Source organism: Staphylococcus nepalensis, assembly GCF_002442935.1.
Taxonomy (GTDB): domain Bacteria; phylum Bacillota; class Bacilli; order Staphylococcales; family Staphylococcaceae; genus Staphylococcus; species Staphylococcus nepalensis.
On record NZ_CP017466.1, the window covers coordinates 1,076,489 to 1,091,917 of the forward strand.

The following is a 15,429-nucleotide window of genomic DNA, read 5'->3' on the forward strand; positions in this document are numbered from 1 at the left end:
TTTACCAAGCAAAACCGAGTGAATAAGAGTTTTAAATAAGCTTGAATTCAAAAAGAAATAATCGCTAGTGTTCGAAAGAACACTCACAGATTAATAACATTTTGGGTTTTCAACCGACGGTTGTCGAGTTGGAAAGCAAATAGATTAAGTTATTAAGGGCACACGGTGAATGCCTTGGCACTAGAAGCCGATGAAGGACGTTACTAACGACGATATGCTTTGGGGAGCTGTAAGTAAGCTGTGATCCAAAGATTTCCGAATGGGGGAACCCAATACGAGTTATGTCGTATTATCGATGCGTAAATACATAGCGTATCGAAGGTAGACGCGGAGAACTGAAACATCTTAGTACCCGCAGGAAGAGAAAGAAAATTCGATTCCCTGAGTAGCGGCGAGCGAAACGGGAATAGCCCAAACCAACGAGCTTGCTTGTTGGGGTTGTAGGACGCTCTATACGGAGTTACAAAGGAATAGATTAGACGAATCATCTGGAAAGATGAATCAAAGAAGGTAATAATCCTGTAGTCGAAAATCTGTTCTCTCTTGAGTGGATCCTGAGTACGACGGAACACGAGAAATTCCGTCGGAATCCGGGAGGACCATCTCCCAAGGCTAAATACTCTCTAGTGACCGATAGTGAACCAGTACCGTGAGGGAAAGGTGAAAAGTACCCCGGAAGGGGAGTGAAATAGAACTTGAAACCGTGTGCTTACAAGTAGTCAGAGCCCGTTAATGGGTGATGGCGTGCCTTTTGTAGAATGAACCGGCGAGTTACGATTTGATGCAAGGTTAAGCAGTGAATGTGGAGCCGTAGCGAAAGCGAGTCTGAATAGGGCGTTGAGTATTTGGTCGTAGACCCGAAACCAGGTGATCTACCCTTGACCAGGTTGAAGTTCAGGTAACACTGAATGGAGGACCGAACCGACTTACGTTGAAAAGTGAGCGGATGAGTTGAGGGTAGCGGAGAAATTCCAATCGAACCTGGAGATAGCTGGTTCTCTCCGAAATAGCTTTAGGGCTAGCCTCAAGTGATGATTATTGGAGGTAGAGCACTGTTTGGACGAGGGGCCCTTCTCGGGTTACCGAATTCAGACAAACTCCGAATGCCAATCAATTTAACTTGGGAGTCAGAACGCGGGTGATAAGGTCCGTGCTCGAAAGGGAAACAGCCCAGACCACCAGCTAAGGTCCCAAAATATATGTTAAGTGGAAAAGGATGTGGCGTTGCCCAGACAACTAGTATGTTGGCTTAGAAGCAGCCATCATTTAAAGAGTGCGTAATAGCTCACTAGTCGAGTGACACTGCGCCGAAAATGTACCGGGGCTAAACATATTACCGAAGCTGTGGATTGTCCGTAGGACAATGGTAGGAGAGCGTTCTAAGGGCGTTGAAGCATGATCGCAAGGACATGTGGAGCGCTTAGAAGTGAGAATGCCGGTGTGAGTAGCGAAAGACGGGTGAGAATCCCGTCCACCGATTGACTAAGGTTTCCAGAGGAAGGCTCGTCCGCTCTGGGTTAGTCGGGTCCTAAGCTGAGGCCGATAGGCGTAGGCGATGGATAACAGGTTGATATTCCTGTACCACCATAATTCGTTTTAAGCGATGGGGGGACGCAGTAGGATAGGCGAAGCGTACGATTGGATTGTACGTCCAAGCAGTAAGACTGAGTGTTAGGCAAATCCGGCACTCTTAAGATCAAGCTGTGATGGGGAGAGGAAATTGTTTCCTCGAGTCGTTGATTTCACACTGCCGAGAAAAGCCTCTAGCTAGATTTATGGTGCCCGTACCGCAAACCGACACAGGTAGTCAAGATGAGAATTCTAAGGTGAGCGAGCGAACTCTCGTTAAGGAACTCGGCAAAATGACCCCGTAACTTCGGGAGAAGGGGTGCTCTTTAGGGTTAACGCCCAGGAGAGCCGCAGTGAATAGGCCCAAGCGACTGTTTATCAAAAACACAGGTCTCTGCTAAACCGTAAGGTGATGTATAGGGGCTGACGCCTGCCCGGTGCTGGAAGGTTAAGAGGAGTGGTTAGCTTCTGCGAAGCTACGAATCGAAGCCCCAGTAAACGGCGGCCGTAACTATAACGGTCCTAAGGTAGCGAAATTCCTTGTCGGGTAAGTTCCGACCCGCACGAAAGGCGTAACGATTTGGGCACTGTCTCAACGAGAGACTCGGTGAAATCATAGTACCTGTGAAGATGCAGGTTACCCGCGACAGGACGGAAAGACCCCGTGGAGCTTTACTGTAGTCTGATATTGAAATTCGGTACAGCTTGTACAGGATAGGTAGGAGCCTTAGATACGTGAGCGCTAGCTTACGTGGAGGCGCTGGTGGGATACTACCCTCGCTGTATTGGATTTCTAACCCGCACCATTTATCATGGTGGGAGACAGTGTCAGATGGACAGTTTGACTGGGGCGGTCGCCTCCTAAAGAGTAACGGAGGCGCTCAAAGGTTTCCTCAGAATGGTTGGAAATCATTCATAGAGTGTAAAGGCACAAGGAAGCTTGACTGCGAGACTTACAAGTCGAGCAGGGTCGAAAGACGGACTTAGTGATCCGGTGGTTCCGCATGGAAGGGCCATCGCTCAACGGATAAAAGCTACCCCGGGGATAACAGGCTTATCTCCCCCAAGAGTTCACATCGACGGGGAGGTTTGGCACCTCGATGTCGGCTCATCGCATCCTGGGGCTGTAGTCGGTCCCAAGGGTTGGGCTGTTCGCCCATTAAAGCGGTACGCGAGCTGGGTTCAGAACGTCGTGAGACAGTTCGGTCCCTATCCGTCGTGGGCGTAGGAAATTTGAGAGGAGCTGTCCTTAGTACGAGAGGACCGGGATGGACATACCTCTGGTGTACCAGTTGTCGTGCCAACGGCATCGCTGGGTAGCTATGTATGGACGGGATAAGTGCTGAAAGCATCTAAGCATGAAGCCCCCCTCAAGATGAGATTTCCCAACTTCGGTTATAAGATCCCTCAAAGATGATGAGGTTAATAGGTTCGAGGTGGAAGCATAGCGATATGTGGAGCTGACGAATACTAATCGATCGAAGACTTAATCAAATTTAAATGTTTTGTTTGTAGAACTAAAATTTACTTACTATCTAGTTTTGAATGTATAATGATTTATACATCAACTTGTCTGGTGACTATAGCAAGGAGGTCACACCTGTTCCCATGCCGAACACAGAAGTTAAGCTCCTTAGCGCCGATGGTAGTCGGACTTACGTTCCGCAAGAGTAGGACGTTGCCAGGCAAGCATATAGGATGCGATGAGCCGAGACCGAAGGTCTCTTTTTTTTGCCAAAAGGACTTAACTACCAGTGTGAGGCACTGAAAAACAATTGTCATGAGAAAGCGTTTGAAGCTGACGAACTAAGCGAAAGACGAAACGAGCTTACAAGTGGTAAGTGAGTAAGGAAAGCGTGCAAGTGAGGAAAGATGCGAGCGCTTGCCTCATGGCAAGAAAGCTTCTTAGCGCTGATGGTAGCCGACTTACGTTCCGCAAGAGTAGGACGTTGCCAGGCAAGCATATAGGATGCGATGAGCCGAGACTGAAAGGTCTCTTTTTTTGCCCAAAAGGAGCTTAACTACCAGTGTGAAGCACTGAAAAACGATTGTTATGAGAAAGCGTTTGAAGCTGGCGAACTAAAGGAATACATGAGCCCTCAGCTCATGTATAAGTCCCACTAACTCCGTAAACGGAGAAGAGGGACGTTGTCGAATATTAAATAAGTAGTGAATAAAGCATTTTATTTTCATTGATATAGATATTTGAAGGATCAAATTGATCTACATTTGATTTGAGGTTATCTAAATCTTGATGATTATTTAATTGGATACCGATGATAACTGTTCCTGTATTTTGTGAGCTCTTTTTAAGGTATTCAAATTTGGTAATATCATCTTTCGGTCCAAGGACTTCATTGACAAATTCTCTTAAAGCGCCAGGGCGTTGTGGAAAGTTAAGAATGAAATAGTGTTTCATTTCTTCAAATAACAACGAGCGTTCTTCAATTTCTTTCATACGATTAATATCATTATTGCCACCGCTCACAACGCAAACAACTGTCTTACCTTTAATTTCTGAACGGTATTGTTCTAGTGCTGTCACACTCAATGCGCCTGCAGGTTCAGCAATAATCGCTTGTTTAGAATACATGTCCAATATAGTTGAACATACAGCACCTTCATGCACTTGAACGTAATCATCTACTACATTTTTAGCGATATCATAAGTGATTTCGCCTACTTTTGCTACTGACGCACCGTCTACAAATTTATCAATATCAGGTAAAGTTACAATTTGATTTTGTAGTACTACTGAAGCATACATACTGCTAGCCCCAGCAGGCTCTACACCGATGATAGAAGTTTGTGGTGAATGTGCTTTAAAATAAATACCTACACCTGAAATTAAACCACCACCGCCAATTGCTGAGAATAAATAATCAAATTGTATATCATCTTCAGCAGATTGTTCAATGATTTCTTTTGCTAATGTGCCTTGCCCAGCAATTGTATAAATGTTGTTAAAGGGGTCAATGAAATTCATTTTATGGTTCTCAGTATACGTAAGTGCTTCTTTCAAGCAATCATCAAAAGTATCTCCTGTTAGGACAACTTCTGCATTACGGCCTCCAAAAAATTTTACTTGGTTAATTTTTTGAAGTGGGGTCGTTACAGGCATAAAAATAACTGCTTTTAAATTTAATTTGTTAGCTGTATATGCAACACCTTGTGCGTGATTACCTGCACTGGCACATGTAATACCATTTTGTCTATCATTTTCATTTAACGCTATAATTGCGTTATAAGCACCTCTCAGTTTAAAGGACCTAACCCATTGTAAGTCTTCTCTTTTTAAATAGACGTTACAATCATATTTAAGTGATAAGTAATGATCCTTTTGTAAGGGTGTTTCTTTAACAACATCTTTTAATTGTAAGAAAGCTTCATCGATATCTTTGGAAGAAACAGTTGTTTTTACAGTCATAAATTTCACACCTTTATTTAAGTTTCGTTAAAATGTTTTTGCTGTTTCGTATGCTTGAATTTGATCTTCATATTGAAGTGTTACTGCAATATCATCAAGTCCGTTAATAAGCTTGTTTTTCCAGGTTTCATCAATGTCAAAATGAAATTGTTTGTTTCCTGCAGTCACTGTTTGATTAGGCAAATCAACAGTGACTTCTCCTGTTTCTACTATATATTCTCTTTCGTTTTCATCTAAAACAATAGGCAGCATAGCGTTTTTAGTACAGTTCATATAAAAAATATCGCTATAACTACCGGCAATAATAATATCAAAACCGTAATCTTTAATGGCCCAAGCTGCATGTTCACGACTTGATCCACATCCAAAATTATCACCTGTCACCAAAATAGAAGCGTCTTTGTATTCAGGTTTATTTGGGTTGAACTCTGGATTGTCTGATCCGTCTGCTAAATAACGCCATTCATCAAAAGCAAAGGGCCCAAATCCTGATTTTGAAATACGTTTCAAGTGTACTTTGGGGATAATTTGGTCAGTGTCAATATTATCGTGAAATAATGGCACAACTTTTCCTGTATAAGTTGTAATAGGTTGAATATCCATATTATACAACCACCTTTCTAACGTCTACAAATCTACCGTTAATTGCTGCCGCAGCAGCCATGGCAGGGGAGACTAAGTGTGTTCGTGCACCTTTACCTTGGCGTCCCTCAAAATTACGGTTACTTGTTGAAGCGCAGTGAACCCCATCTGGTACTTGGTCTGGATTCATTCCTAGGCACATGGAGCAACCTGGTTCTCTCCATTCAAAACCAGCATTTTTAAATACTTTATCAAGACCTAATTTTTCAGCTTCTATTTTTACGGTTCTAGATCCTGGCACAACAATTGCAGTGATATTAGGATGCACTTGATTTCCTTCTACAATATGGCTTGCTTCAATAAGGTCAGATAGTCGAGCATTCGTACATGAACCTAAGAATACATAACCTAATTCAATATCTTCTGCTTTTTGGCCTGGTTCTAATCCCATATAGTTATAAGCACGTTCATCATTCACATCTTCAATTTCTGGGAAGGGTGTATTAAAACTCACACCCATTTCAGGGCTTGTCCCCCAAGTTACTTGCGGCTCTAAATCTGACACATCAAGTTGAATAACTTTATCAAATTCTGCGTCTTTATCTGTATACAGCTCACGCCATTCATCAACTGCGTATTTATAATTTGTTGCGTAAGGGCGCCCTTGAACATATTCAAATGTTGTTTCATCAGGGGCCATCATGCCGTATTTGGCTCCAGCTTCAATTGCCATATTACAAATGGTCATTCTAGCTTCCATTGACAAACTACTGATTGTTTCGCCAGAGAATTCAAGGGCATACCCCGTACCGAAATCTACACCATATTGATTAATCAGATATAAGATAATGTCTTTAGCATATACACCTGTAGGTAATTGACCTGTAACATCGATTTTAAGATTTTTTGGTTTGGTTTGCCATAACGTTTGTGTGGCAAAGACGTGTTCAACTTCACTTGTACCAATACCAAAAGCGATTGCACCGAAAGCACCGTGTGTAGCTGTATGAGAATCACCACATACAATCGTTTTGCCAGGTTGTGTAAGTCCAGTTTCAGGACCAACCATATGCACGATGCCTTGTTTGTCAGATCCCATATCAAATATATGAACGTCAAATTCTGTAGCGTTTTTTTGAAGTGTTGTGATTTGTTTATTCGCTATTTCATCTTTAATGTTAAAAATATCTACTGTCGGTACGTTATGATCTAATGTCGCATATGTTAAATCTGGTCTACGAAGTTTTCTATTTTGTAGTCTTAGTCCTTCAAATGCTTGAGGAGATGTGACTTCATGTATAAGATGCAAATCTATATATAATAATTGTGGGTCACCTTCTTTACCAGTTAAGACATGCTTGTTCCAAACTTTATCAAATAGTGTTTTACCCATATGACATCTCCTCCTTTTTAAAGATTTTGTTTAACGAATTTAAAAATATCTGATGTATTATAATTACCATTGAGGTCGCGCGTTGTTTTTTCTTCTTCAATAAGTTGGTAAACGACCGATTCTAATTTATTAGCGGCTTCTGTTTCTTTAAGACTTTCTCTTAGACACATGACGAGTGATAAAAGCATGCCGAATGGATTGGCTTTATCTTGGTTAGCGATATCAGGCGCAGAACCGTGAATAGGTTCATATAGCCTTGGGCCATTTTCACTAAAACTGGCTGACGGAGAAAGACCTAAAGAACCTGGGATAACCGATGCTTCATCACTTAAAATATCTCCGAATAAATTTTCAGTGACGATGACGTCAAATTGAGACGGGTTAGTAATTAAATGCATTGCACAAGCATCGACAAGTAAATGATTTACTTCTACATCTGGGTATTCATTAGCAACGTCATTGATAACCTTACGCCATAATTTACTAGATGAAAGCACATTTTCTTTATCCACAGAAGTCAATTTCTTGTGACGTTTTTGAGCTAAATCAAAGGCAACTCTTGCGATTCGTTCAATTTCTTCACGTGTATAAGTTAAAGAATCTAAAGCTTGTTTTTCATTCCAATGTTTTGGTTCACCGAAGTATATACCGCCCGTTAATTCTCTGACTAAGATAAAATCGGTACCTGCAACGCGTTCTTTTTTAATAGGTGACAAGTGACTTGTACCACTAGTGACTGTAGTAGGGCGGATGTTAGCAAATAAACCTAATGATTTACGAATACCTAATAGGCCTTGTTCGGGTCTATTATTAGGATCTGTCCATTTAGGTCCTCCTACAGCACCTAGCAGAATGGCATCTGCTTGCTTACAAGCATTTAGTGTCGTATCGGGTAGCGGCGTACCGTGATTGTCTATTGCGATGCCGCCAAAATCATGGGTTTCTATTTCATAATTAAAATTAAAGTCAGAACTTAATTGAGAAAGAATTTCTAATGAACCATTTAAAATTTCAGGTCCAATACCATCGCCGGGTAGAGCAACAATTTTATAACTCATGAGTGAATACCTTCTTCCACTTTCGAATTTGAGACATATTTAGCATGAGCTTCTACATATGATTTGCATGAAGCTAATAAAATGTCATGATCGATACCTACGCCAGTAACTTCTTGATCTCCAATTTTAATTTGTACGTGTACTTCTGCTTGTGCATCCGTTCCTTCAGTTACAGACTCTATGCGATAATCAATAAGTTCCGTTTCGCGATTGAAAATACGATCTACTGCATTATATACAGAAACAATAGAGCCGGTACCGATACTTGAATCTTGATACGTATGACCATCTTTATCTTTAATGACGACCACAGCACTTTGTAATCCATTTGAAACGAATTGTAGTTGCAATGTTTCAACTTTGTAAATCGCATTTTGTTCATGCTCAGTACCTTGAATTAATGCGTGAATATCTCTATCAGTAACTGCTTTTTTCTTATCGGCAATTGTTTTAAATTGCTTAAATAGTGCTTTTTGTTCTTCTGGTTCAACTTCATAGCCTAATGCAATTAGTTTTTCTGAAAATGCGTGTTTACCCGATAGTTTTCCTAATGGTAATTCAGTTGTTTTAACGCCTACGAGTTGAGGTGTCATAATTTCATATGTTTCAGGGTTCTTAAGGACGCCATCTTGATGAATTCCTGATTCATGGCTGAATGCATTTTGACCAACAATTGCTTTGTTTCTAGGGACTCGAATACCTGCGTATCGAGCAATCAAATCAGAAGTGTCTTTCGTTTCTTCAAGATTTATTCTAGTTTGGTTACCGTAATGATCTTGTCGAACGTAAAGGCCAAGTGCTACTTCCTCAAGGGCCGTATTACCTGCACGTTCCCCAATACCATTTAAAGTTCCCTCAATACGTTTTGCGCCGTTCTCTATTGCAGCCATACTATTTGCAACTGCTAAACCTAAATCGTCATGACAGTGTGCACTGTAGATGACTTCATGATCAGTTTTAATTTTTTCTTGGAGTGTTTTAAAAATTTTGCCATATTCTGAAGGGTAACTAAAGCCAACAGTATCAGGTATATTGATTACACTTGCTCCAGCATCAACAGCAGTTTGGACACATTCGATTAAGAAAGGTAATTCAGTTCTTGTAGCATCTTCTGGTGAAAATTGAACGAGCTCAAAGTAATTTGTAGCATAGGCTACATGCTCTTTGATTGATGCTAAAACGTCTTCTTTAGACATCATTAGTTTTGAATCACGGTGGATAGGGCTAGTTGCTAAGAATACGTGTATTCTAGGCTTTACAGCTTCCTTAGTTGATTCATAAACGGCGTCAATATCTTTCTTCACACAACGTGCTAACCCACAAACAGCAGTTGTTGTTAAGGTTTTAGAAATCTCTTCCACAGATTTAAAACTACCTGTACTTGAAGCGGGGAAACCAGCTTCTATAATATCTACACCCCATTTTTCAAGTTGCTTAGCGATTTTTAGACGCTCATCGAATGAAAAATTGACGCCCGGTGTTTGTTCGCCGTCTCTTAGTGTGGTATCAAATATTTGAATATGGCTATTCATTTTAAACATCTCCTAATAAATAAATTTTAGCAACATATGATGTAATGGCTGAAGAATCGCACATTACAGTAAATATCAAAGATATTTTACACAGTTTGATTCTCCAGATATCATCATATAACTAATTATTTTTCAATACTTTTTGATTTAATAAACGGCATCATTTCACGTAGATCTTTGCCGACTGCTTCAATTTGATGTCCGTGTTGTTCGTCACGCAATTTATGGAATTCTTCAAAGTTATTTTCATTATCTTTGATGAAACGATCACTGAAGTTTCCTTGTTGAATGTCGTTAAGCACTGCTTTCATATTATCTTTAACATCTGGAGTAATTACGCGTGGACCTGATACATAATCACCAAATTCAGCTGTATTTGAAATTGAATAACGCATATTTTCCATACCGCCCTCGTACATTAAGTCAACAATAAGTTTCATTTCATGTAACACTTCAAAATAAGCGATTTCTGGTTGATAACCAGCTTCGACAAGTGTTTCGAAACCAGATTGAATTAATTTTGTTGTACCACCACAGAGCACTGCTTGTTCACCAAATAAATCTGTTTCAGTTTCTTCTTTAAATGATGTTTCTAAAACGCCTGCACGTGTTGCACCAATTCCTTTAGCATAACTTAACGCTAAATCAGTAGCTTCACCACTTGCATCTTGTTCGACTGCAAATAGGGCAGGTACTGCGCTTCCTTCAGTAAATGTACGTCTAACTAAATGTCCGGGACCTTTTGGTGCTACTAAAAATACATCTACTGTTTCTGGTGGTTGGATGACATTAAAGTGAATATTAAAGCCGTGTGCAAAAACAAGTGCGTTATTTGGTTCTAAATTAGGTTCAATTTCTTCTTTATATACTTGTCCTTGAATTTCATCGGGTAAAAGCACCATGATGACATCAGCTTGTTTTGCTGCTTCATTTACAGGGTAAACTTCGAAGCCGTCATCTTTTGCTTTATCAAAAGAGCGTCCAGGTCTAATACCGATGATGACATCGTAGCCGTTGTCTTTTAAATTTTGAGCATGGGCATGGCCTTGTGAACCATATCCAATGATTGCAATTTTTTTACCTTGTAATGCATCTTTCGTAACTGATTGGTCATAATAAACTGTTGTCATAATAAAATCCTCCATGTTTTAAAATATCGTTTTAGTACTTAGCTTTAAACTAAACTTGCTGAACCAGTTCTAGAAACTTGTTCAATGTTATATGATGATAGATCGTCTAATAAGTTGTCCATTGTATACTGTGGGCCAGAAGCTTGAAGATACGTATAAGGCGCCTCACTTTTTAGAACTGAAACTAGCGCATCATATGGTTTAATAATATTTTGTAAATCTTGATGATTACTTGGTGTTTCTAATTTCACAAGTACTAATTCTCTGTTGTATGTGTTTGTATCCGTGATGTCTTCTACTTCTATGATGTTTATTTGTTTTTCGAGTTGTCTTAATAGATTTCGTAACACATCTGAATCTGGGATTTCTGCTACAAAAGTAATATTAGAAATTCCTTCTTCTCGAGTGGGCGTTACTGATAGTGTGACAATATTAAATTGCCTACGTACAAAAATACCTGTTAATCTGTTTAAAGTACCAGCCTTGTCCATAACTTTGGTTCTAAATGTGCGTCTCATAATAATCCCTCCATCTCGTAGTTAGCTTTACCACTAGGAACCATTGGATTAACGGGTTCAATTGGTGAAATACGAACGTCAATTAACGCGGGACCATCATGTTGGAAAGCTTCATCTAGTTTTTGTTCTAAATGCGCCGGATCATCTATAAGAAATCCTTTAACGTTATAAGCTTCTCCTAATTTTAAGAAATCAGGTTGTCCGTTAAATACAGAATGAGAGAAACGTTTATTAAAGAATTTATCTTGCCATTGCTTAACCATCCCTAAAGTACCATTGTTTATGATTACTATTTTAATATCCAAGTTGTATTCTTCTAAGATTGCCATTTCTTGGTTTGTCATTTGGAAACCGCCATCACCTACAAAAGCTACGACCGTTTTATCAGGTTCTGCTAACTTTGCACCGATTGCAGCGGGGATACCAAAGCCCATTGTTCCTAAGCCACCGCTTGTTACTAATTGACCATGGTTTTTAAATGGGTAGTATTGTGCAACCCACATTTGATGTTGGCCTACGTCAGTAGTAACCACGGCGTCACCTTGAGTAATTTCTCCTATATATTCAATTGTGCGTTGTGGTTTTGAGAAAGTACCATCAGCGTCTTCTTTAAAAGCGAAAGGCTGTGCTGATTTATTGTTAAAACATGTTTCTAGCCATTCTTCGTGTCTGATTGAATAGCTTTCAAAATCTAATAAAGCTTCTAAAGTTGCTTTACAGTCCGCTACAATACCTAAATCCACTTTGATAATTTTATTTATTTCTGAAGGGTCGATATCTATATGAACAATTTTGGCATTAGGAGCAAATTCATCTGGTTTACTAGCAAGCCTATCATCGAAGCGGCTTCCAAAATTAATGAGTAAATCACACTCTGTTAATGCCATGTTACTTGCATAGGAACCATGCATACCTCCCATTCCTAAAAACAGGGGATTGTCATATGGAATTGCTCCTAGTCCTAATAAAGTGCTTACTACAGGTAATTGATGTCGTGTAACAAACTCGGTCAATACTTCATTTGCTTTAGCATGGTTAATACCAGCTCCTGAAAGTACAATAGGCTTTTTAGAAGTTTTCAAATAATCACGTAATTTTTGAATTTCAGTTTTATCCGGTTTGTTAGGTACCGAGTAACCAGGTAAATCTAGTTCATTTGAAACATCTACATTAGTTGATAAAATACCCATGTCTTTAGGGAAGTCAATGACAACTGGTCCTTTTCTTCCAGAATTAGCAATGTGAAATGCTTCATGAAGTACTTTTGGTATTTCATTTACATTTTTGATTTGATAGTTATGCTTAGTAATTGGCGTCGTCATTGAAAGTAAATCCGCTTCTTGAAAGGCGTCTTTGCCAATACCTGCTGTCGCTACTTGGCCAGTAATAACTACCAATGGTAAAGAGTCACTATATGCATCTGCAATACCAGTGATCGCATTTGTGGCTCCTGGTCCGCTTGTCACTACAACAACACCTGTTTTACCAGAAACACGGGCATACCCTTCAGCAGCGTGAGTTGCACCTTGTTCATGTCTAGCTAAAATGTGCTCGATTTTCCCTTCATAAAATGTGTCATATAATGGGAGTACTGCACCGCCAGGGTAACCAAATATGAAATCTACACCTTCATTTGCGAGCGAATCTACTAATAATTCTGAACCAGATTTCATTTCATCAATTGTTTCTTTTTCTAATTCCATTTCAGGTTCAATTGTTTCTGTTGTTTCTAAATAATCTAAATTTTCTGACTTTTCGTATTCAAGTATTTCAGTTTGTTTAGACATAATGCTCACTCCTTAAATGAGATCTTCAGGTACTTGCATAATACCACCTGTGTTAGCGCTTGTTACTAATGCAGTATAACGTGCAAGATAACCAGTTTTTACTTTTGCTTTAAATTGTTTTAAGTTTTGTTTTCTGGATTCCAATACTTCATCTAAAACTTCTACGTTTAATGTCCTGTTCGTTAAATCAATCGTAATTTCGTCGTTATTTTCAATTAAAGCGATAGGGCCACCTGATGCAGCTTCTGGTGAAATATGTCCGACTGCTATGCCTCTCGTCGCTCCTGAAAATCTACCATCTGTAATTAATGCAACATCTTTACCTAAACCTCTACCTACAATAGAAGATGTAGGAGCTAACATCTCTGGCATACCAGGGCCACCTTTAGGTCCTTCATATCTGATAACAACTACGTGTCCTTCACGCACAACGTGATTATCAATCGCTTCCACAGCTTCATCATGTGAATCGAAACAGATTGCTTTTCCTTTAAATACTTTAATTGAAGGGTCGACTCCACCAACCTTAATAACTGCACCATTTGGAGCTAAGTTACCGTATAAGATGGAAAGGCCACCTTGTTTGTCATATGGATTATCGAGATGTCTAATAACGTCACTATTTAGTATTGCTTTGTTCTCATTGTTTTCACGAAGCGTTTTTCCTGTAGCTGTAATTCTATCTGGATGCAATGTACCTTCTTTCTTAAATAATTCATTAATAATAGCTGGAACGCCACCTGCCTCGTGTACATCATGCATTGAATATGAAGAACTTGGTGCGATTTTTGAGAGGTAAGGTGTTTTCTTTGCAATCTCGTTAATTCTTGAGAGGTCGTAGTCGATACCAGCTTCATTTGCAATAGCTAAAGTGTGTAAAACAGTGTTTGTTGAACCACCCATTGCCATGTCTAAAGCGAATGCATCATCAATTGCTTCTTTTGTTACAATGTCTCTTGGTTTAATATCATTTTTGATATTATCAACAAGTTTAAACGCTGCTTCACGAATCATTTCTCTACGTTGTTCGCTTACTGCTAATGCTGTGCCATTATATGGGAGAGCCAATCCTAAAACTTCCATTAAGCAATTCATTGAATTTGCTGTAAACATACCAGAACATGAACCACAAGTAGGGCAAGCATTTTGTTCCATATCTAGAAATTCGTCTTTTGAAATTGAACCATCTTTAAATGCACCAACGGCCTCAAACATGGAAGACAAAGTTAATGCTTTACCTTGTGATGATAAGCCTGCTTTCATAGGCCCACCTGAGCAGAAAATAGCTGGAACGTTAGTTCTTACAGATGCTAATAACATGCCAGGTGTAATCTTGTCACAGTTCGGTATGTAAAAAACACCATCAAACCAATGTGCATTGATAACAGTTTCTGCAGCGTCTGCAATGATTTCTCTGGACGGAAGTGAATATCTCATTCCAATATGTCCCATTGCAATACCGTCATCAACACCGATAGTGTCAAATTCAAAGGGAATAGCGCCTGCTTCACGAATTGCTTCTTTAGCAATATCCGCAAGTTCTCTTAAATGAACATGTCCTGGGACAATGTCAATGTATGAATTACAAATAGCTACGAAAGGCTTGTTCATATCTGTTGGTTTTTCTAAAGCGCCTGTTGCGTGCAAAAGGCTTCTTGCTGGAGCTTGATGATCTCCTTTTTTGATCATATCGCTTCTCATATTAATTCCCCCATAAATTTGAAAATAAAAAAGCGTCCCAATAAATAATTGGGACGCTTTTGAGTCCCATTCAACTAGAAATAGGACTTAAACATTTAGTAGATTCTTTACTAAAGTTCCAGTCCTAATAGCATAATAAAATGACTAAAATATTTGAAGTTGTTGGTTGGTATTGCGTTGTATGTTTGGTCATTTTATTATGCTCCTTTCCGATAGAATGGTTTGTTTTTATTTGTTAAATTGAATTGTCTAAAAATTCGATAAATTAAATTTACTATACTGAAGCCATACTGTCAATGATTTTTTTAAATTTTCTCTCAATTCACACAATTTTAAATACTTAGAACTTATTTTAGTTTGAAGTAAAATACTAAAAAATTTGTTAAACTGTAATAGTTAATTTAATAAAATCAAATGTTTGAGCGTACCATCATTTTTATAGAATATATTCATTTATATAAAGTATAAGTCGATTTAAACTTAAATAATATTTAAATGGAGCGGGTTGGACAACAAACATATTTAAAAAAATAAATTTGTCGTTCCATTGTAGTAAGTATGACTAAAAAATTGCTTAGTTAAGCAGGTTACATGAAGCAAGCTCGACACGAATCCAAATTAATTCGGAAGTGAACTAAGGAATGCCTAAGCTAAGCTCATGCATAAGCGACACGAATCCAAATTAATTCGGAAGTGAACTAAGGAATGCCTAAGCTAAGCTCATGTATAAGC

Annotated in this window: 9 protein-coding genes and 2 rRNA genes; 2 read left to right on the top strand and 9 right to left on the bottom strand. The window is 39.0% G+C overall.

Going from position 1 to position 15,429, the window contains the following annotated elements:
• The first annotated feature begins 142 nt into the window (after positions 1 to 142).
• A 23S ribosomal RNA gene (locus BJG89_RS04940) occupies positions 143 to 3,063 on the top strand.
• A 78-nt stretch (positions 3,064 to 3,141) separates the two neighbouring features.
• Positions 3,142 to 3,256, top strand: a 5S ribosomal RNA gene (rrf, locus tag BJG89_RS04945).
• A gap of 471 nt (positions 3,257 to 3,727) precedes the next feature.
• Here the strand turns inward: rrf and ilvA are convergent.
• The 9 genes from ilvA to ilvD all read right to left on the bottom strand — a co-directional run bounded on the left by ilvA (position 3,728) and on the right by ilvD (position 14,697).
• Complete coding sequence (ilvA, locus tag BJG89_RS04950) at positions 3,728 to 4,996, bottom strand: threonine ammonia-lyase IlvA (RefSeq protein ID WP_096808830.1); 1,269 nt, start codon at positions 4,994 to 4,996, stop codon at positions 3,728 to 3,730.
• Positions 4,997 to 5,023: 27 nt separating this feature from the next.
• Entirely contained in the window at positions 5,024 to 5,599 is a 576-nt protein-coding gene (gene leuD, locus BJG89_RS04955) for a 3-isopropylmalate dehydratase small subunit (RefSeq protein ID WP_096808831.1), read from the bottom strand.
• Between the two features lies 1 nt (position 5,600).
• Positions 5,601 to 6,971, bottom strand: coding sequence for a 3-isopropylmalate dehydratase large subunit (gene leuC / locus BJG89_RS04960; RefSeq protein ID WP_096808832.1), 1,371 nt, complete (start codon positions 6,969 to 6,971; stop codon positions 5,601 to 5,603).
• Positions 6,972 to 6,988: 17 nt separating this feature from the next.
• Positions 6,989 to 8,029, bottom strand: a complete 1,041-nt coding sequence (gene leuB / locus BJG89_RS04965; protein ID WP_096808833.1) for a 3-isopropylmalate dehydrogenase — start codon at positions 8,027 to 8,029, stop codon at positions 6,989 to 6,991.
• Positions 8,026 to 9,561: a 2-isopropylmalate synthase gene (locus BJG89_RS04970; protein WP_096808834.1), complete on the bottom strand. Its 1,536-nt coding sequence runs from the start codon at positions 9,559 to 9,561 to the stop codon at positions 8,026 to 8,028. Before BJG89_RS04970 ends, leuB begins: the two co-directional genes overlap by 4 nt.
• Positions 9,562 to 9,686: 125 nt before the next feature.
• The gene (ilvC, locus tag BJG89_RS04975) at positions 9,687 to 10,691 is read right to left on the bottom strand and encodes a ketol-acid reductoisomerase (RefSeq protein WP_096808835.1); all 1,005 of its coding nucleotides are present in this window, start codon (positions 10,689 to 10,691) and stop codon (positions 9,687 to 9,689) included.
• Between the two features lie 44 nt (positions 10,692 to 10,735).
• Positions 10,736 to 11,209, bottom strand: a complete 474-nt coding sequence (gene ilvN, locus BJG89_RS04980; RefSeq protein WP_096808836.1) for an acetolactate synthase small subunit — start codon at positions 11,207 to 11,209, stop codon at positions 10,736 to 10,738.
• Positions 11,206 to 12,996 (bottom strand): biosynthetic-type acetolactate synthase large subunit, encoded by a 1,791-nt coding sequence (gene ilvB / locus BJG89_RS04985; RefSeq protein ID WP_096808837.1) that lies wholly within the window; start codon positions 12,994 to 12,996, stop codon positions 11,206 to 11,208. The genes ilvN and ilvB overlap by 4 nt, the downstream gene beginning before the upstream one ends.
• Before the next feature lie 12 nt (positions 12,997 to 13,008).
• Positions 13,009 to 14,697, bottom strand: coding sequence for a dihydroxy-acid dehydratase (ilvD, locus tag BJG89_RS04990; protein ID WP_096808838.1), 1,689 nt, complete (start codon positions 14,695 to 14,697; stop codon positions 13,009 to 13,011).
• Between the last annotated feature and the right edge of the window lie 732 nt (positions 14,698 to 15,429).